This is a genomic window from Caldicellulosiruptor hydrothermalis 108 (assembly GCF_000166355.1).
Classification (GTDB): domain Bacteria; phylum Bacillota; class Thermoanaerobacteria; order Caldicellulosiruptorales; family Caldicellulosiruptoraceae; genus Caldicellulosiruptor; species Caldicellulosiruptor hydrothermalis.
Genome location: NC_014652.1, coordinates 2,410,885 through 2,430,283 on the forward strand (window position 1 = coordinate 2,410,885; position 19,399 = coordinate 2,430,283).

17 protein-coding genes and 3 pseudogenes are annotated in these 19,399 nt (G+C 33.5%); 9 read left to right on the top strand and 11 right to left on the bottom strand.

What is annotated here, in order from left to right; genetic code table 11:
• Window positions 1–104 precede the first annotated feature (104 nt).
• On the top strand, window positions 105–656 hold the full coding sequence (locus tag CALHY_RS11760) for a hypothetical protein (protein ID WP_013404163.1): 552 nt from the start codon (window positions 105–107) through the stop codon (window positions 654–656).
• A gap of 65 nt (window positions 657–721) precedes the next feature.
• Here CALHY_RS11760 and cheB read toward each other — a convergent pair whose 3' ends face one another.
• Window positions 722–1,789 (bottom strand): chemotaxis-specific protein-glutamate methyltransferase CheB, encoded by a 1,068-nt coding sequence (cheB, locus tag CALHY_RS11765; RefSeq protein ID WP_013404164.1) that lies wholly within the window; start codon window positions 1,787–1,789, stop codon window positions 722–724.
• A gap of 250 nt (window positions 1,790–2,039) precedes the next feature.
• On the opposite strand from cheB, the gene CALHY_RS11770 reads away from it, so the two are divergent.
• Entirely contained in the window at window positions 2,040–2,495 is a 456-nt protein-coding gene (locus CALHY_RS11770) for a DUF3842 family protein (protein ID WP_013404165.1), read from the top strand.
• On the opposite strand, the gene CALHY_RS11775 is transcribed toward CALHY_RS11770, so the two are convergent.
• The 6 genes from CALHY_RS11775 to CALHY_RS11800 form a co-directional block, all read right to left on the bottom strand.
• The gene (locus tag CALHY_RS11775; protein ID WP_013404166.1) at window positions 2,475–3,026 is read right to left on the bottom strand and encodes an FmdE family protein; all 552 of its coding nucleotides are present in this window, start codon (window positions 3,024–3,026) and stop codon (window positions 2,475–2,477) included. The genes CALHY_RS11770 and CALHY_RS11775 overlap by 21 nt on opposite strands.
• Window positions 3,026–3,472 carry a tRNA (N6-threonylcarbamoyladenosine(37)-N6)-methyltransferase TrmO gene (tsaA, locus tag CALHY_RS11780; RefSeq protein WP_013404167.1) on the bottom strand — a complete coding sequence of 149 codons (447 nt, stop codon included), beginning with the start codon at window positions 3,470–3,472 and terminating at the stop codon, window positions 3,026–3,028. Before tsaA ends, CALHY_RS11775 begins: the two co-directional genes overlap by 1 nt.
• 37 nt (window positions 3,473–3,509) lie before the next feature.
• Entirely contained in the window at window positions 3,510–4,274 is a 765-nt protein-coding gene (locus CALHY_RS11785; protein ID WP_013404168.1) for an ABC transporter ATP-binding protein, read from the bottom strand.
• A gap of 3 nt (window positions 4,275–4,277) precedes the next feature.
• Window positions 4,278–5,354 carry a FecCD family ABC transporter permease gene (locus CALHY_RS11790; RefSeq protein WP_013404169.1) on the bottom strand — a complete coding sequence of 359 codons (1,077 nt, stop codon included), beginning with the start codon at window positions 5,352–5,354 and terminating at the stop codon, window positions 4,278–4,280.
• A 29-nt stretch (window positions 5,355–5,383) separates the two neighbouring features.
• Complete coding sequence (locus CALHY_RS11795) at window positions 5,384–6,517, bottom strand: iron ABC transporter substrate-binding protein (RefSeq protein ID WP_013404170.1); 1,134 nt, start codon at window positions 6,515–6,517, stop codon at window positions 5,384–5,386.
• 196 nt (window positions 6,518–6,713) lie between these two features.
• Complete coding sequence (locus CALHY_RS11800; protein WP_013404171.1) at window positions 6,714–7,310, bottom strand: class I SAM-dependent methyltransferase; 597 nt, start codon at window positions 7,308–7,310, stop codon at window positions 6,714–6,716.
• Window positions 7,311–7,820: 510 nt separating this feature from the next.
• Between CALHY_RS11800 and CALHY_RS14090 the strand changes: the two genes are divergently transcribed.
• The 4 genes and pseudogenes from CALHY_RS14090 to CALHY_RS11815 all read left to right on the top strand — a co-directional run bounded on the left by CALHY_RS14090 (window position 7,821) and on the right by CALHY_RS11815 (window position 11,049).
• On the top strand, window positions 7,821–8,099 hold the full coding sequence (locus CALHY_RS14090; protein ID WP_333782319.1) for a S8 family serine peptidase: 279 nt from the start codon (window positions 7,821–7,823) through the stop codon (window positions 8,097–8,099).
• Window positions 8,100–8,159: 60 nt separating this feature from the next.
• Complete coding sequence (locus CALHY_RS11805; RefSeq protein WP_408605142.1) at window positions 8,160–8,822, top strand: S8 family serine peptidase; 663 nt, start codon at window positions 8,160–8,162, stop codon at window positions 8,820–8,822.
• Window positions 8,785–9,561: pseudogene (locus CALHY_RS13950) on the top strand (hypothetical protein); the annotation flags it as partial. The gene CALHY_RS11805 and the pseudogene CALHY_RS13950, both read left to right, overlap by 38 nt.
• A 90-nt stretch (window positions 9,562–9,651) precedes the next feature.
• The gene (locus tag CALHY_RS11815) at window positions 9,652–11,049 is read left to right on the top strand and encodes a hypothetical protein (protein ID WP_013404172.1); all 1,398 of its coding nucleotides are present in this window, start codon (window positions 9,652–9,654) and stop codon (window positions 11,047–11,049) included.
• 233 nt (window positions 11,050–11,282) lie between these two features.
• Here the strand turns inward: CALHY_RS11815 and CALHY_RS11820 are convergent, their stop codons facing one another.
• Window positions 11,283–11,834 (bottom strand): hypothetical protein, encoded by a 552-nt coding sequence (locus CALHY_RS11820; protein WP_013404173.1) that lies wholly within the window; start codon window positions 11,832–11,834, stop codon window positions 11,283–11,285.
• Window positions 11,835–12,053: 219 nt separating this feature from the next.
• Between CALHY_RS11820 and CALHY_RS11825 the strand changes: the two genes are divergently transcribed.
• Window positions 12,054–12,707 carry a response regulator transcription factor gene (locus tag CALHY_RS11825; protein ID WP_013404174.1) on the top strand — a complete coding sequence of 218 codons (654 nt, stop codon included), beginning with the start codon at window positions 12,054–12,056 and terminating at the stop codon, window positions 12,705–12,707.
• Window positions 12,704–14,056, top strand: a complete 1,353-nt coding sequence (locus CALHY_RS11830; protein WP_013404175.1) for a sensor histidine kinase — start codon at window positions 12,704–12,706, stop codon at window positions 14,054–14,056. Before CALHY_RS11825 ends, CALHY_RS11830 begins: the two co-directional genes overlap by 4 nt.
• A 4-nt stretch (window positions 14,057–14,060) precedes the next feature.
• Here CALHY_RS11830 and CALHY_RS11835 read toward each other — a convergent pair whose 3' ends face one another.
• Window positions 14,061–14,651 (bottom strand): class I SAM-dependent methyltransferase, encoded by a 591-nt coding sequence (locus CALHY_RS11835; RefSeq protein WP_013404176.1) that lies wholly within the window; start codon window positions 14,649–14,651, stop codon window positions 14,061–14,063.
• A 322-nt stretch (window positions 14,652–14,973) separates the two neighbouring features.
• Between CALHY_RS11835 and CALHY_RS11845 the strand changes: the two are divergent.
• Window positions 14,974–16,169 (top strand): annotated as a pseudogene (locus CALHY_RS11845) (IS256 family transposase).
• A 10-nt stretch (window positions 16,170–16,179) separates the two neighbouring features.
• On the opposite strand, the pseudogene CALHY_RS11850 reads toward CALHY_RS11845, so the two are convergent.
• Both CALHY_RS11850 and CALHY_RS11855 read right to left on the bottom strand, forming a co-directional pair.
• Window positions 16,180–17,280: pseudogene (locus CALHY_RS11850) on the bottom strand (ISLre2 family transposase); the annotation flags it as partial.
• A gap of 437 nt (window positions 17,281–17,717) precedes the next feature.
• Window positions 17,718–19,340: a carboxylesterase/lipase family protein gene (locus CALHY_RS11855; protein WP_013404178.1), complete on the bottom strand. Its 1,623-nt coding sequence runs from the start codon at window positions 19,338–19,340 to the stop codon at window positions 17,718–17,720.
• Window positions 19,341–19,399 lie beyond the last annotated feature (59 nt).

The window sequence follows — 19,399 nt, forward strand, 5'->3', positions numbered from 1 at the left end:
GAGCAAAAAGATACACATCTTTTTTGAAAACTTTTGAGTAAGAATTGTGGTATAATAAAGATATGAGGGGATATCCAAAAAAGTATAAAAAGAGTTGAGGTAAAATGGTAGGTGTATCATACATTAGCTCAGAGTCTTTGATAAATACTTTTTTGCAGAGCTTGCAAAATTCAATTGATTATACAATAATTTCCCAAGGAAACGTTTTGAACAATTTAAAAAACAACATAACACCTGATAAAGTAGCTATCTTTGAAAAGCAAACACAGCTCCCAAGTTTTGATAGCTACCCGAAAATGTATAGTCCAGAAACCCTGAGCTATAAATCAGGTTCAGAGGTAGTACAAAATAGTTTTGAGCAGATGCCAAACCTGTCCTCACCAAGTACCTTAGTTGAAATAGCAAACCAGCTAAACCTTTTAAATGTAGGAGTTTTGACATCATACCAAACTTTTCAAGAACAAGACATTACTATGCTCTCCAGTAGTTATTTATTTTTGACCAAAGTACTGTCAGCTGATGAACTAAAGAATCTTATGAGCAAAAACATTCCTATTTTGCAAGACATTATGATGTATACTTATAGTCCTCAAAATGGAATTGTACCTTATTTACAGAGCAATTTTTCAACTTCTGTTTTGGATGTGAAGGTATAGGAACAGCGTGAATATATCCATGTGTCTTTTATTTAAAGGGACATTTTAAATTTATTATTTTAGGTTTACACCTCATTTAAAAGTCTTATAATCTCATCTGTACTTAGTACTGCTTCTGCCGCTCCCTTTTCTATGGCGACTCTTGGCATGCCAAAAACTACGCATGATTCTTTGCTTTGCGCAATTGTCAAGGCACCCTGATTTTTCATTTCCAAAAGACCATTTGCTCCATCACAGCCCATTCCAGTCATGATTATGCCTGTTGCATTTTTCCCGTACCATTCAGCTACTGAACTGAATAAAATATCACAAGATGGTTTGTGGCTATTCACCTTTTCGACATTTTCAAGAAGTCTTAAGTAATACTTTCCTAAGATCTTTTCAACAGCAAGATGCACTCCACCTTTTGCTATATAAATTACACCATTTTCAATCTTTTCACCATCTTCGGCTTCTTTTACCTGTCTTTGAGAAAGTTTGCAAAGTCTTTCAGCCAAGGCTTTTGTAAATGCTGGTGGCATGTGCTGAACAACCAATATTGGAATCGAAAAATCTTTCTTAAGATTTGTAAAAATCTTTTCTAAAACAGGGGGACCTCCTGTTGAAATTCCAATTGCTATTACTTTACTTTCTCTAAGCTTATCCACTAAATAATTAGGAGTACCAGCCTTAAGACCCTCAAGATAACTTAAAACTTTAGGTCTGTCTTTCTCTATCTTACTTTTTTTACGGCTAAACTCTCTTCCTGTTAATATCCATCGAACTTTTTCTAACAGTTCTTTTTTGAATCCTTCAAATTCTTCTTTATTTGAGGGTTTTAATATGTAATCAATTGCACCTCTTGCAAGTGCTTCAAGAGTAATCTGGGCACCAGGTTCAGTATAAGCAGAAACCATTACAATTTTTGTTAATGGATTTATCTCCTTTAAATAGCCGATAAGTAAAAGACCATTCATATAAGGCATTTCATAATCAATCAGTGCTAAATCAATGTTAAATAAACCAGCCTTTCTAATAGCTATAAGAGGATTTGTAGCTATAAAAACAACTATATCTTCTTCTAAACCCCTCAATGCTCCTTTTATAACTTCACACATCAGTTCAGAGTCATCAACAATCAAGATTCTTTTCATAGTCTTCTTCACCGTATGTTAAAATTGTTATATAAGTTTTATTGAATCTCCATACATGAGAAATTATACACAAAATTGTTGCAAATATTCAATTAAATTTTTTGCGATTTTTTGAAGGCAAAATAATACAAAAGCTACATACCTGAAAAATCAAAAAGATGATAGATAATTTCTTTGACAACCAAATTCAAAAGGTTTTATAATTAAAATTACTTAAAAAAACACAATGTCAAAGGATTGAGATAAACACATGGTCATTGCAGTTTTAGACGGACAGGGTGCTGGAATTGGAAGGGAATTTATAAAAAGACTAAAAAAAGAATTTGAAGATAAAATAAAAGTTGTTGCGCTTGGAACTAACAAAGTAGCTATGCAGAACATGCTCAAAAGCGGCGCAGATGTAGGATATTGCGGTGAAGATGAAATTGTTTATTTTTTGACAAACTTTGTGCCAGATGCAATTGTTGGTCCAATCGGAATTCTGACCTGTGGTGGAATAAATGGTGAAATTACTGCAAAGATAGCACATTTAGTCTTCAGCCTTGATTGTAAAAAGTACATCATCCCTTTGAATCTTCATGGTATCTTCATTCCCGGCACTGTAAATTTATCTATGAAAGAGATATTTTCTTTGATAATAGATGACATAAAAGAAAGTTTAAAAAAAGAGGATGAGCAAAAGACTCTATCTTCCCCATCCTCTTGAGTAGTCTTCATAGCAGTCAAGACACAAAAATTTGCCATCCAAAATTCTTATTCTGTGCTCTGCTGCTCTCTCTCCACAGTTTTCACATTTCAAAGACCTAAAAATTCGTGCCTTTTCAGGTACTTTGTCTTTTGGCTCTTTGTACTCAAAAATCTCATCTAAAGGCGCATCAAGAATATACTGCAGGTTTTCTTCTCTTGACCTGTTTTCATCAAAACCCTTGAAAACAATTCTAATACCCTGATTTGTATCTCGTCTGAAAAATGTAAATGCCTGTTTGCCCCTGTCTTTGAAAATGAGATTACCTTTGCCAGCAGTACAGCCCAAAATGACTTGAATAGCATCAACACCGCATGCATCATTTTCTGTAATGCAAACTATCTCTTCATCCGAAGAAAACTCAACTCCAAGCTTTTTTGCTGCTGCCTCACATGCCCTAAATCCTATTGCAAGACCTGGGCATATATGACCGTGAAACTGAATAGCCTTTTGCCAAAGAAGGTCTCTGTCTTTTGTCATTTTTTCTAACATCACCTCAACTCCTTCCCATCTTGAGGTTCTAAAATCTTTGATCTAACTTCTTTTGGAATATCAATTCTCTCATAATAAGGCTTTATGTCAATTACAGGCGAGCCATCTATCGCATCAAGCCCTTTTACAACAAGAACATTGCCTTTGCGGTCTATAAGCTCTGCAATGTCAAAAAGAATAGGGTTTGGTCTGTTGGGAGACCTGCATGCAAAAACACCTTTTGGAACATCTGAAAAGGGTGTCTTTGTAATTAAAGTCTCCCTGTTTGATTGATGTCCCCAGTACAAAACTATTAAGTACTTTGCCTCTTCGATATCCTTTAAACCATCAATATAATTTTCAAATATCTCTATATAGCAAACTTCTTCTGAATCCGCACCTTGCCGCGGTGCCTCTTCTTTTGTTTTATACGGGCTGTAAATTATTCCTATTTTTACAAGTTCCATCAGTCCAAAATCTCCCCTTTTAAAAACTAACTTATGCTTAAATAGCAGCTACTATTGGAACAACAAAAATCTCATCACCATGTTTTTCCACTTTTACATCTACGCCATATACTTTTGAAATCATATCAGCTGTTATTATTTCTTTTCCACCTGATGCAAATATCTTTCTGTCTTTTATGAAGATGAACCAATCAGAAAACCTTATTGCCAGATTCAAGTCATGTAAGATTACAACTACTAAAATCTCTTCTTGCCTTGAAAGCTTTTTTAAAATCTTCAAAACCTCTATTTGATTCTTCAAGTCAAGGTTGTTTATTGGCTCATCCAAAAGCAGGACTTTGGGCTCTTGAACAAACGCTCTTGCAATCACTACTTTTTGAAGCTCTCCGCCGCTTATCTCATCTAAGTATCTGAAAGCAAGGTGTTTCAAGCCAAAAATATCAAGTGCCATCTCAACCTTCTCCAAATCTTCTGAAGAAGGAATAAGTCCTGTAAAATGCGGCTTTCTCCCAAGAAGTATTGCCTCATACACTGTTATTCTGTTTGTAGTGTATCTTTGCGGAACATATGCAACATTTTTTGAAAGCTGGTGTAAAGAAAAACTATTTGCGTCCTTGCCGTCTATTAGCACAACTCCACTTTTAGGCTTTAAAAGCCTTGCTATGCATTTTAAAAGTGTAGATTTTCCTGCGCCGTTGTTTCCTAAAATTGACACAAACTCTCCTCTTCTTGCTTCAAAAGAAATCCCACTTAAGACCTGAAAGTCCTTAAAACTAAACTCAAGGTTATCCACCTTCAGCATTTTTCATACCTTCTTTCCGCGGATTAAAAGATACATAAAAAGCGGTGCACCAAGGAAAGATGTCACAGCGCCAACTGGCAGAACGACTGGTGATACAATCAATCTTGCTACTGTGTCTGATAGAAGAAGTAAAAACGCTCCTACAAGACCAGATGCCAAAGTCAAAAACCTCTGGTCATTCCCTATAAACCTTCGTGCTATGTGAGGCGCTACCAAGCATATAAAACCTATAATTCCCAAGAAGGATACAATCACAGATGTTATAAAGCTGCTTACTAAAATCCCAAAAAACCTTGCTTTTTCAACATTCACACCAAGGCTTTTTGCAACATCTTCTCCGCTTGCAATTGCATTGTAGTTCCATGAATTTGCCAAAAAATACAGCCATGCTAAAATTACAAAAACCGCCATAATCTTTACATCATCCCATGTCGCTCTTCCAATATCGCCAAATGTCCAGAACACAAGCGCAGCAATTTTAACATCAGATGCAAAATACTGAATTATAGTTGTTGCTGCAGAAAAAAGAGAGCTCAAGGCAACTCCAGAAAGCACAACTGCCTCTGGTGAAAACCTCTTTATTTGTGCCAAAGCAAGCACTACTGCCGTTGATAACATCGACCCTAAAAAGGCACATGCAACAACCCTTGATGGATGCAAAATGGTAACAGAGTCAGAGGCGGCAGAGGATGCTACCCCGCCGCCCAGCACAATTATTCCAATTGCAGCACCAAACGCAGCACCCTGCGAAATTCCAAGAGTAAAAGGAGAGGCTAAGGGGTTGTGAAAAAGGCTTTGAATTGCAGCTCCTCCAATTGCAAGGCCAATCCCTGCTAAAATTGCTGCAACAACCCTTACAAGTCTTATGTCAAAGACTATAAGAGCTGTTCTTTCATCACTTTTTCCTAAAAAAGCCTTTAAAACATCAGAAAAACTCAAATCTGATGAACCTGACGATATTGCATAGATTGAAAGTAAAATGGTTAAAATAGCTACAATACACAAAAATACAAGCTTCCCAAAAGTTAGTTTTTTATATTGTAAACTTAGCCTTTGCTGTTTTTCCATTTGCTGTGCCATCTTTGCAAAACCTCTTCAATAATTAATTTTTAGTCAAGCTTTATTCTCATAAACCCTCCAAATTTCTTTGCCATCTTGGTATAAAGCGGCTTTCCTAAGAAGAATTTGTAAATCTCATCTGCTCGCTTGATTGGGTCAACATCTTTGAATCTGTCTGGATACACAACCTTTGCAATAAAGAATGTGTTTGCCAAAACAGTGTCAATGTTGGTCCAATAGAAGTTGTAAGGAAGCTGACCATAAACTTTTCCATATTTGAAAGCTGAAAGTGATTTATAAAACTCAGGGTTTTTCTTGTAATCCTGTTTTACAAGATCCAAATTTGCCTCGTCAATAAATATAATATCAGGGTTCCACTCTAAAATCTTTTCTTTTTCAACCATGAACCAGCCTTCTTTGTTGGCCTCATCAGCAACATTTACTGCATTTATGGCCAAAAATGGAAAGTATTTGCCCATTGTGCTCTCAAATCCATGCCCGCCTTTGAAACTGATAGCCCCAACATACACCCTTGGCTTTTTAGAAGCCGGGATATTTCTGGTTCTTTCATTGAAAAATGCCTTGCACCTTTGCATATAGTTTATGAGGTCTTCTGCACGCTGCTGCTTTCCTACAATCTTTCCAATGATTCTGAGCGATTTGTATACATTCTCATCAAAAAGAAGCTTTGTACCATAATCAAGCACAACAACAGGGATTTTTGTTTTTGCTTGAAGAGCATCTGCCTTTGCCCTGTCTAAAAAACTTGCTGCAAAAATAACATCTGGTTTTACAGAAATAAGTTTTTCTGGATCAGGGGATGAGTCTGCCCCGCCTTGGCCAATTGTTGGAAGTCTTTTGAGCTCAGGATATGCCATGATATATGTTCTTGAACCTTCTTCCCATGCCTTTTCTGCATTTTCAACTCCAACTATATTTTTTGTTCCATTGACATACAAAACAAGCCTGAGTGCCCCAGGTCCTATCGCAACAATTCTTTTGTTTTTCTTGTCTTCAATCTCTACTTTTCTGCCAAGAAGGTCTGTGATGATAAGCTTCTGAGAAGACTTTTCTTGTTTTGCATAACCTGAGAGTGCAGCAGAGGCAATCAGAAGTAAAACGCTTAAAATCAATGAAAAACTTACTACCGTTTTTCTCATCAAGTTAAAAGATTTACTTTTCATCATTTTATACCTCCTCTGTATATATTTGTGATAAAATAATAAAAACCCACAAAAGGTGAAACCTTCACCCTTCGTGGGCTTTATGTTTATATGCTTTATATTTATATATTGAGAGTTTCTCAGATTTTTTGTATGTACCAAATAACAATCTAACTGTTGAGCATCTTCGTGATGCTCAACAAGTGTATATTATAATTTATAGATTTTTCTTTTTCAAGACAATTGCAAAAATTTCATCATTATCGATAATTTTTAAATTTAAAAAATATCCCTTAGCAATCATTTTGATAAAGCATGCACTGGGCAGAAAATGATTATTCACGGGAGCAGGCAAACTTTTGTGAAGTTGATTAATAGCCTTTCTTGACTGTGAATGAGCAATTAAAAGAATTCCACCATTTTTAAGCATTTTATGCAGCTGTTTTAAAACCTCTTTTTTGTCTTCAAAATGTGGAAATACCGAATAACAGATTATGTAATCAAAATAGTTTTTGAAAGTCAGTAAATTGACATCTTCAACTATTAACTCAACATTTGGAAAATCCTTAAACTTACTCTTAGCTATCTCTATCATCTTTTCTGAAAAATCGACACCAAAAACTTTACCCTCACTTCCAACCCTTTTTAACAAATGCTCTGTCAAAACACCTGTACCACAACCCACATCTAAAATACATGAACCTTTTTTAATTCTTAGAATACCTAACAAAAATTCTATCTTGTCAATATCATGCTTTACAAGCGCATCCCATTTATCTGCTAAACTGTTAAAATATTCTTTTGTATTCAACATAGAAGGCCTCCAACTGTAGACTTTTAATCTTACTTAATTATACTATTTTTAAATTTCTGATTTCATCCTATAATCTCAATCCAAGCACAAATCGTGCGAAACTTATCAATATTTATTTATAAGTTTTTCCCTAATTATTTTCGCACATTTTTTAGCTGTCGTAAATATCTTTACACTGTGTGAAAAATTAGATTTATTTTTAACCTGACTTTTGCAAAAAGTTGAAATTAACTTAGTCTACAATCCCATGAAAAAACGGATTGTAGGCTATTTAAGTTTTATCAAAAAAGTTACAGTGAAATTGTTTTTCTAGGTTCTTTAAACAACTCCATTTGTTTAAACTCTTCATGTTAAGAAAATAAAATTTATTTAATCTGCCTATTGCGTTTTTTTTTTTGATATAAGTATTTATAGCTATTTTATCCATTGAAAGGAGTTGATGACTATCATTATACTAAACACTTCTTAAATACTTTAATCCTATTTATTCTACCGGGAGGTTCTAAGTTGTTGCACAAACATAAAAAGCTTTTTTTACTGTCAGGTGCTATCTTTGCAATATTATCATCAATACTTGCTGCTAATCTCTACATGAGTAATAATCCTTCTACCCAAAAACCTCAACAAGCCTTTAAAAAGCAAATTGTTCCATGGAGCTACAAAAAACTTGGTATCACAAAAATATGGAAACTTACCAGAGGAAAAAAGGTTAAAATTGCTATTCTGGATTCTGGTATTGACCTAAACCATCCTGATTTAAAAGGTGCAAATAATTATCAAAGCTATTAACTTTATTCAGCCAAACAAACCCGCTTTAGATGAAACAGGACATGAAATTTTATCACTGGTATTGTTGCAGCTCAAAATAATAACTTTGGTATTGTCGGCATTGCACCTGAAGCTGAAATCTTCATCTTAAAAATCTTAAATAAAAAACTTGAAGGAAAAGTTGACCTCGTTGTACGTGCTCTTGAATTTTGTATAAAAAACAAGATTAACATTGTAAACATGAGTTTTTCTACTTCATCTGATAATCCAAAACTCAGAAAAGCTGTTATAAAAGTAGCAAAACATGGAATAATCATTGTTGCCTCGGCAAGAAATTCATTTGGTTCAAAAGCAGGCTTTCCTGCATCATACCCCGAAGTTATATCTGTTGCTTCTGTCAACTGCAAAAACCAAATATCGCAGTTTTCTTCTCAAGGCAAAATTGATTTTTGCTCTTATGGTGAAAATATTTTGTCCACAGCCATAAACAATAGTTACAAACTCTCAAGTGGAAACTCTGTTGCTGCTGCACACCTGACAGCAATTATCGCTCTTATCTTAAGCAAACCAGAAAAGTGGAACCTAAATCCTAAATATGGTATTAATAAAGACAAAATTTATAATGTGCTGACAAAACTTTCTGAAGACCTCGGTGAAAAAGGTAAAGATAATATATTTGGCTTTGGTCTTGTGAGATTCAAATTTTCCTATCAATTCTGTCAGCTTTGCAAAGCCAAGATATGATGTTTGGAAAGATAAAATAGAGGTCTATGATGTTGACAAAAAAATTAAAAGAGCAGAAGCTGAGTATGAAGGATATAAATATATTGCTACACTTGATAAAGATACAAATGAGATAAAATTAAAAGTCAAGCCAACTAAAACTAAAAAGTTTGATAAAAGTTTGGACAATTTAAGTCTAAATGAAGAAAGAAACTTTTCTGTAAAAGTAGAATACTTTGATGGTGAGAATTTGAAAGCAAAACTGATTGATGAAAAAACAAAGGAAGAGTATAATATTGGTGATTCTGATACTGTTACGGCACAGTTTGCCATTGCTATCCCAATAGCCTTGGGTCTCGCAGAAGCTTTAATAGCTTCTCTTTTGCTAATTGGTAAAGTAATTGAATTATTTGGAGAGAAATACGTAGAGGCAAGTGAAGTAATTGAAAACGTCAAAAATAACAAATATGAATATTATAAAGCAGCAATAAAAAATGGTATTCTTTATATCGGTCCAACAATAGACTATCCAACGGCATTTACAAGAGTATATAATTTTGATCTTGATGTCTTTTGCAAAAATAAAAGTTTAGCTTATACACTTGCACAAAATGTGGCAAATTCATTTCCTTTTAGTGGTTTTGTAAGAGGACCTGATAAAGATGGTTATAGCTCTATTTATTTTTATCATTATCATGTTTATAAATATATAACATCAAGCTTTGTATATAAATTACCATGTCATATTTTCTTCCCGTAAGATAACTTAGTAGGGTTGTTGTAATTAAAACTACAACAACCCTATGTCTTATGTTGAAAACAAAATAAGGAATGGAGTGAGCATAGCAATATGTCTAAAATTATGATATACAATTTAAATGAATTATTTAATATTTTTGGAAATCCTACTAATTTTGATGTTTCTTCATTATTAGCAAAAAACATTAATAATGTAAGTGTCATTTATCAGAGTAATAGTTACGTGTTATTTACCATTAGCGATTGTTATGATACCTATAATATACAATCAATTATAATTGTGGCATTAGAAAATAACAATATTAAAGCGACTTTTACTCATATCATAAAAAACGAAATTTCAGAAATAATTTATTTTGATGAAGAAAAATTAAGCTTGCTTGGTTATTCAGTAAAAGCCATCTCATCAAATTTAGTCGAATTGAAAATATTTCAAATTGATTTAATTAAGAATGAAGAAAAAATAGTTTACAGATATACTTTAGATTATTGTGAAGAGAATGCAAATTTAATAAACCACATACCCATCCATGTATGTGCTATAAATAATAGATATATTATGGTAATAACTCCAAATATTGATCATTTTAAAAATAAAATTGCTTTAGTTTTTGACATCATAGGAAAACAACAGATTTTTATCGATCCTTACATTATAGATGAGCACTACATTTATGAATTATTAGACATGTCCGTTGTAAGCATTAATGGCAAAAAAAATATATTAATCAAAACTGGACAAATATGTTCATTTGATAAAAGAGTATTTTTCTATGCAAAAAAGCAATATTTTGTAAACTCAACAGAAACTATTATAATTATACCCTGTGAAGAATTAATTCAGAATTTAGTCAATGGAAAATTTAAGTTTACTAAATACATAGTAGATAAAGCTGAGTATTGTGAAACATTAGATTTCCCAATTAAAGCACGTATTTATAATCCATATTATGCAAACAGCAAATCCTATTCAATCATATACTATAAAGAAAATTTCATAATTAAAAAAACTGATATTATTTCATACAATCTGGAGACTAAAAAGAGCTCTTATATTGGTTCTTTACCATTCCCGTTAGAAAAAATACCTCCAATATACAAAGAAAAAGATAAACACTTTATTATGTACATTCCTTTTTACCCTCATGCAATTGGAGGAATACCGAGTAAATACTTTATAAAACATTATATTGAATCTAACCAACTTTCTTTTATTGAATTACCAATTTCAATTTCATCAAATGAGATTTTAAATGAAGTGGAGTTTTTTAACAATGATACAATTATTGAAACAAAAAACTTTGAGTCAGGACAAAATCTTATATATTCAGTAAATAATGATATGCTTATTGCAAAAATAGGCTATGGAGAAAATTACTTATTTGTTTTAAACCCTAAAACAAATGATCTTAATGCGATTATGGTTTATCCTCGATTTTTAAAAAAAGTTAAGAAGTTGTTGAATAAAAGATATAACCATTGTAAGTAAAAATATCCATAGGAGAAATAAAAAAATATCCCCCTTGTGAGTTGGAGTAGTTTTTACAAATTAAAATTATATCACAAAGGGGGAATTTTTTCTTCCGTTACTATATTTATCTCATATGGTTATATTTTTTACTCAATAACCTAAGAAGATTATTATAAACTGGTTAAAATTGTTTATAAAAAAATAGGCTTAGCAGGGCAAAAATACCCTGCTAAGCCCAAATGTCTACTTACTTATTTTGATTGATTCGAAGAATTTCCATTTACAAAACCTCTCATACCTCTGCCGTAGCCAATACCTCTACCTTGCCCAATACCCTGCTTTTGCCCATTTCCGCTACTGAATATTCCATACCCAGTTTGTGGTCTGTTTGCGTAGCCCTGTCCGTTGCAGCTGTCAATTCGTGCTTTCATCTGTGCTTTTATTGCATCTGCCAGTTCTTTTGTAATAACGCCATCTTTTACTTTTTGGTCAACTAAAGCAGCTTTTTCCTGATATACAGCATCCTTAAACTTCTCAGCTGTTACACCTTTTGACAAAGCTATCTGGTAGAAAGTCTGACCTTGTGACCTCAATTTTACAACTTCATCAACTGCAAGACCTGTCAGCTTTGCTACAATTGATGCCATAAACTGAGCACCATATCCCCTTGCCATGTGCAAAACTGTGGTATTAGTTGCTGATGCTGGATTGGTGTTTGAAACACTTGTTGCGGCAAAAGCAGCTAAGTTCAGGACAAGCACTAATAAAGCCACCGCTACCACAAAACCTATTCTTCTTTTCATTTAAATCAACCTCCCAAAAACTAAAATTTTGTTTTGCAAGTTTAAATATAAAGGTATTTTGTGAAACTGATGTGAAGAAATTGTGGAGTTTTTGTGAAGAAAAATCTTTTTAAATAAATTGTCTTTTGAAAATGGAGATTTTTTCTTAAATCTTTGGTAAAATTTATTTAAGGAATCATGGTTGTTCACATCTAAAATTCACAAGGAGTGAGTTATAGGTTGAAGATATTGCTGGTTGAGGACGAAGAAAAACTCAGAAAAGTAATAAAGTTGTATCTTGAAAAAGAAGGGTTTGAAGTAGAAGAAGCATCGGACGGAAACGAAGCAATCGAAAAATTTCAACCTTCAATGTACTCTGTTGTAATCTTAGATGTGATGCTACCCCAAAAAGATGGCTGGAGTGTGTTGAGAGAAATAAGGAAAAAGGATGATACGCCAGTTATAATGCTAACAGCACGCGGCGAAGACGACGATAAGATATTTGGATTTGAACTTGGTGCTGATGATTACGTTGTAAAACCTGTCAGTCCTAAGGAAATTGTTGCACGTGTAAAGGCAATTTTAAAGAGGACTAAAAAGCCCAGTTCAAATGACATTTTGTTCATCGACAAAGCAGCAAGAGAAGTATATGTAAAAGGTCAAAAAATAAATCTTACTCAAAAAGAATATGAGCTTTTATTGTACCTATATGAAAGGCAAAACATTGCCCTTTCAAGAGAGCTGATTTTAAATAGCGTATGGGGTTATGAATATTATGGGGATCTTAGAACTGTGGATACACATATTAAAAACCTCAGAGAGAAGCTCGGAGATCTCAGAGATTACATTAAAACAGTAAGAGGTTATGGATATAAGTTTGAGGTGGAAAAATGAGAAGGATAAGTTTTAAACTATTGATTTATACTACTATTTTGCTATTTTGTATGTTAGGTTTGAATTTTTTTCTACAAGGTAATATTATAACAAGCGGTTTTAAAGCTAATCTAAAAAATAAAATGATTCAATATGCAAAAGACATTTCTAATAAATTCAAGAATAACCTTGATTATTCAAGTGAAGCAAATAATATAGCTAATATTATAAATGGCAGGGTATCAATATATGATTCAAACGGCAGTTTGATAGAATCTCATGGTAGGTTCATGTTTGGAAGAACAAGGAATATTGAAAGACAAACAATTTTAGATGTTTTATCAGGAAAAACTATCAACCGGACAGACCAAAAAACATTTCAAGGAAGTACATTAATCACCTTAGGAATGCCTATAATTAACAATAATAAGATCATAGCGGCAATATTTATTCATACACCTTTGCATGACATACAAAATGACGTGAGAAATGTCAAAAATCAAATCTTTATCCTTTTTATCGCTGCTCTTTTGGCATCAATCATTGGTGCATATGCGCTTAGCAGTTTATTTACAAAACCCATTCTTAAAATCATTGATGCTGCCAAAGCTATAGCAAAGGGAGATTATAACGTTAAAATTGATGTTAAAAACAAAGATGAAATTGGTGAGCTTGCAAAAACAATCACATATATGGCTCAAAATCTTTCTAAAACTGAAAAGCTAAGGAGGGACTTTATAGCAAATACAACTCATGAATTGAGAACTCCACTGAGCATCATAAAAAGTTATGCTGAAGCAATATATGATGACATATTAAACAAAGACCAAATTAAAGAATATTCCTACTCAATCATGATTGAGGCCGACCACTTAAATAATCTTATAAATGAAATTCTTGAACTATCAAAACTACAATCTGGTACTATACAGTTGAATATACAACCTATAAACTTAAAAAGCCTTTTTAATGAAATTATCAGCGAAGTAAACATTATAAAAGGAAATAGAAAGTTTTGGCTTTTTGAAGATGATATCGTAACAAAAGCTGATAGCAAACTTCTAAAAAGGGCTTTTAGCAACATTATTATCAATGCTGTCAATCATACAAACGACACAGGAAACGTTTATATAAAAGCTGAAAAAGAAAATGACTATATCAAAGTATCAATCAAAGATGATGGGGAAGGTATTGATGAAGCAGATTTGCCTTATATTTTCAATAGATTTTATAGCAAAAGTGCAAAAAAAGGAATAGGTGGACTTGGTTTGTCAATAGCAAAAGAAATAGTTCAGATGCACAGCGGTAAAATCAATGTATCAAGCATAAAAGGTGAAGGTGCTGAGTTTGTGATAACATTCAAAATATAGAAAATTATATTTTCTTGAAAATCACCACGTATTTATCGCTGTCATCTACAGATTTGAGGATAGCTAACTTTTTGCTCGAAAGTAATTTAAAATAATTTATGCCCGGTAGCAGGTGGGTATTAATAGGATATGCTAAATTCTTGTGAAGATCATTTATTGCTTTTCTTGACTGAGAATGAGCAATCGCAAGATACCCACCTTTTTTGAGCATACTGGTAAGATGTAAAAGTGTTTTTCTTTTATCTTCAAAATGAGGAAATACAGAATAACAGATAATAAAATCAAAATAATCCTTAAACTTTAAATTATTGACATCATCATTTATAAAAGTTACATTGCTGAAATTTTTATACTTACTTTTTGCTATTTCAATCATCTTTTCTGATATATCAACACAAAAAATCTTTCCTTTTTGACCTGTCCGTTTTTGGAGATACTCAACCAAAACTCCTGTGCCACAGCCCACATCAAGCACACATGAACCTTCTTTAATTCCTATCATATCCAAAATAGCTTCAATCTTATCCTTATTATGTTTCACTATCTCATCCCATTTTTGTGCCATATTTTCAAAATAATCTTTTGTGTAAATCATTTTTTCCTCCATTAATTTTGACTTTGTCAGCTTGAAACTAAAAAAGCTTGGAAGGACTGCAATTGACAAAATATTGACCTCAATTTTGTCACTATATCATTTGCTAATACCAATAAATTTTAAATTTTCCTCATATGTAATGAATTTTTTTTGCCCCTTTATTTTCATTACATTTAGTATACCTCCTGCTCCTTCTTCTGATCTTTGCTTTATCAAAGGGTGTTAAAATAAAATTGTGTCCACTATATAATTAGTATTGAAATAATCATCAAAGGTAGCCTATGATTATGGAGAAAATTTAATTTTTGAAACCGCTAAGAATATGGCTATCGAACAAGTGCTAAATATGTACTACGCCACGGACGATCCAACTCGTCCAGTTTTAAAGCAACTTTTAGGAAACTTCCTCGATTGCTTTATGTTATCAGAAAGAGCAGTCTACCTTGCTAAAAATGACAATGACAAAGGCAATGATTTTTATGATAGAAAACTTGCAACACCTGCCTAACGTCTTGAAATCTCTGTATCACGCACACGCCCTCAGATTTTTCAACCTTCTATCCTCTTCTTTTCGCTAAAAAAGAGTTGATATTTCGTACACCGACTTTTTTCATGTCACAAATATTTTAATGATTATACTTGAGCCTTCCCTTGTTCAAACTTTGAAAAATTTAAATCTTCCTATTCCAAAAACGAAATCCTGAAAATCAAAGAAGACTTCAAAAATGAACTTCAGTCATTCAAACAAAAAAATTGCTAACATCTACTTTTGCTCTTATCATCGACGGTTATCACTGTGAAGTTAAGGACAATTCTAAAGTTAAACAAGCTACTTGCTATGTTGTCCTTGGTATCGATCTAGAAGGTAAAAAAGATATTTTTGGTATCTACACTTTCTTCGGCAAAGAAAACAAGGCTGATTGGATGAAAGTTTTTGACGACTTAATTACAAGAGGTCTTAAAGAAGTTTTAATTGTTATAAGCGATGACTTCCCAGGTATTATAGATGCTGTCAAACTTGCTTACCCTCTTGCTGACCATCAACTGTGTTTTGTCCACCTCCAACGTAATGTCAGAAAACATATGACAAAAGAGGATGCTTCAGCTTTTAACAAGAGCTTGGACAAAATCAAAATCTCTTCTCCTGATTTCGATGAAGCTGTATTGAAATTTAAAGAACTTTGTGATGAATACCTTGCAAAATATCCTCGATTTATTAAAGCAATATCAGAAAAAGCAGAGTTTTATCTTGCCCATATGAAATACCCCGAGGAATTAAGAAAGCATATCTATACCACAAACGCGTTGAAAGTGTAAACAGCATGATTGAAAAGGCAAGAAGTAAATTCAGGTGGATACTTTCAGTCTGTTGAAGTCTTAGAAATTAATATTTACTTACAGCGAGAGAACTTACGCCGTACAAAATGGAAAAATGGAGTTCCCAGTATTAGAAAATGCATCAATAACATAACCCAACTTTACAACTTGCGTTATAAATTGGAAACACAAAATTCTTGACAAGTCTCCTACATCCTTTTATGATTCTATTATCTAACTCTAATACTATATTATCCCAGTGATTGGCTATATACCTCCTGCTATCCCTTATCCTCTTCTTCGCTTTCTCATCTGCCCCCACTTTCTCCATCGCTTCAGCTACCACTTTCTCAAACTTATCTCTATCCTTATCCCTCAATGCTTCTATTATCCCAGCAAATATCTTCTTATTCCCCCTACTTATCTTTATCACCTCTCTCATTAGATGAAACCTGTCCAATACAAATTCTGCCCTCGGTATCCATTCAAGCCCTTCCTTTATCCATGCTGCTCCATCCCCTAACAAATATATCTTCTCTATCTTGTCTGTTTCATAGTGCTCTTCTATATATTCACTTACTTTTGACCAAAAATCTTCTGGTTTCTCTTTAATGCTACTAAAATAATGCACTTCTTTTAATTTCTTCCTCTTAACAACCCCCTTTTCTTCCTTATATCCCTCATTTATGTACGCAAGCTTCGCTATCTTCCCCTCTCCGTTTTGTAACGAAATATGATCTTCATCTGCTTCTATATAAAGTTCTTTTACCACATTTTTACTGTTTGCCACATCTTTTTTATCGTGCCCAATCCTGTCTAACTGAGCCGCCTCTATCCCTCTTAAAATATTCATTACACTTTGTCTGCTAACTCTCTCTTCTCCTAATACTTCTTTCGCTGCTTTGTCATATGACATATCTACTACCTTCTCAATTATTGCCGCTTTGACTGCGTTGTCTATCCTTTGGTATTTCTCTATCCCCAAAATTTCATCCGCTAAATATACATACCCTCCATCTTCTTTATTCTTGTAGTACGTCCTTATATATTCCACATCTCCAAATATTGTCTTTATGCTCCTCTTGTCTTTCCTTACAACCTCATATCTCTCCTTCCTCTTCTTTTCATTCCTTACAATCTCATCTACAAATCTGCACGCCTCTTTTATCATCTCTTTCCCTATCTCATCCATCTTCTCCTTCAATTCCATAGTATATCTTGCTATGTCTTTCTCCCCATTTACTATCCCTACTATGCCTTCTTCAAATCTATTTAAAAGTTCCTCTATTTTTGCTATAATATTAGTAATCATTTTGCTCCCTCCTTTGGTTTGTTTTTCCTTTTGGTTCTTCTTTTTTCACCTATTATTTTATATCATTCTCTCTTTTTTACCAAGAGGAGGGAGCTCTTTTTCCATCTCAAGCCCTATAAATATTTTACACTAAGTTCACTTCATTTTCGTTCATTATAGGAATGCTCTTGGATATTTTTGTTTATATTCTTATTCTTATTAAGAAAGAGATCTATATACTTTGCACAAAAATAATCTATACTCTCGAAAAATTAGCTAAGATATTAATAGAGGGCTGGAGCCAACCTGCTCCAACCCTCTTTTTGTTTGCTATATAGTTCAATATTAGCATTTAATGACATCAAATACTCGATTCTAGTTATTAAAAATTATTGTTTTTGGACAGCCTCTTCTTTTGTTGCAAATTAGGAATGTTTAAGAGCATAAATGTATCAATATTATTTGTTCTGCATAGCAGCATGTATTAAATTAAATAATTCTCTATCAAAATCATATTTGACACCACTTGTTTTGTCAAAAATCATAGTAGCGTGGTTTTTTATTGTATAATTAGGCCACGGCAAACCACTTTGACTTGGATTTCCGTAACGTGCGAAGTTCACTAATGCAGTAGCCATTTCTTTTGCAACTTTATATGCAGTTTTTTCATCTCCAGCTATCCAAGCAGGAACTTTATCTAAATTGTAGAAGAAAAATGGAACATCATTCATTGTGTGAACAGCTACAATTCCACCAAATAATGGGTAATTATATGCTACAACATAGTTATATACTTTCCCACCATAGCTGACCATTGCATCAGCTATACTTAAAGTACTGAAAAATCCATATCTGTCATTGAGGAACAATCCTTCTACAAGTTTGTGCCCTGGATAAGCTTTTTTAAACGCTTGTATAATAGCTTCCGCTTTATCTCCGTACTTTTCTTTATAAAGTTTTTTAGCTTCTTCGTCGCTTATCTTTGAAATATTACTCTTTTGCCATGCTTCAGGTGTTGGAAAATCTCCCAGAAGCAGCCCTGTTAAATTTGTGTTAAATTCACCCATAACATTACCACACATCAGAGGAATATTCTTGGACATTTTAAATGTGCCATCAGGATAATAATCTCCGTCTACCACTGGTCCAAACATAATCCCAGCCTTTTGGGCAGCAGCATAAAGTTCATCATATGGTATTGTCTGAAGCTTATCAACCTCTTTTTCGCTGATCTTCAAAATCTCCAATAACTTCTTGGTTTCTGCCTGTGCTTGAGCTTTTGTTCGAGTTGCTTTTGCAGAACCTCCTGACATTACAACAGCTTTATGAAACAACCCCTTTGCAGCAGGCATTCCCATCAGGGTTGTCACCTTGCTACCCCCACCTGATTGACCTACAATGGTTACATTATTTGGGTCACCACCAAATACCGAAATATTTTCGCGTACCCATTGAAGCGCACTTATAATATCAGCCATGCCAGCATTTCCAGAGTATTTGTACTTTTCTCCATAGGCAGACAAATCAAGAAAACCCAAAACATTTAATCGATGATTTACACTAACAAAAACTATGTCGCCAAACTTTGCAAGATTCGTCCCTTCATAAAACTTATACTCATGTGCACTTCCTGTGGTAAATCCACCTCCGTGAAGCCAGACAATCACAGGTTTCTTTGCTTTAGGGTCCATACTGGGCGTCCATACATTTACAGTTAAACAGCTTTCTTCATTTTCAATAGCTGCATTGCTGTAACACATTATGTCAAATTTGTTCATTGTTTTTAAACCCTGCGGACAAACTTCTCCATAAACAAAACACGTGCGATATCCCTGCCACGAAGATACTCTTTTAGGCATTTCAAAGCGTTTCGCAGTTGCATAGGGAATACCTAAAAATGTATTTATCCCATTATACTTATAGCCAATTACTCCGCCAGTCGAAATTTTTGCAAACACTTCAGTGGTTACAACACCAATTTCACTATCTTTCTCTGAAGACAAAGCAACTTTTTTTACAGAGAAAAAAGTGATTGAAAAAACTAACATAACGCAAAGAACAACACTGATAAATCTTTTCATACTCCTTTTCCCTCCTTATATCATATAATTTTTTATAGCCTTTTGCAAAAACGCTCAAG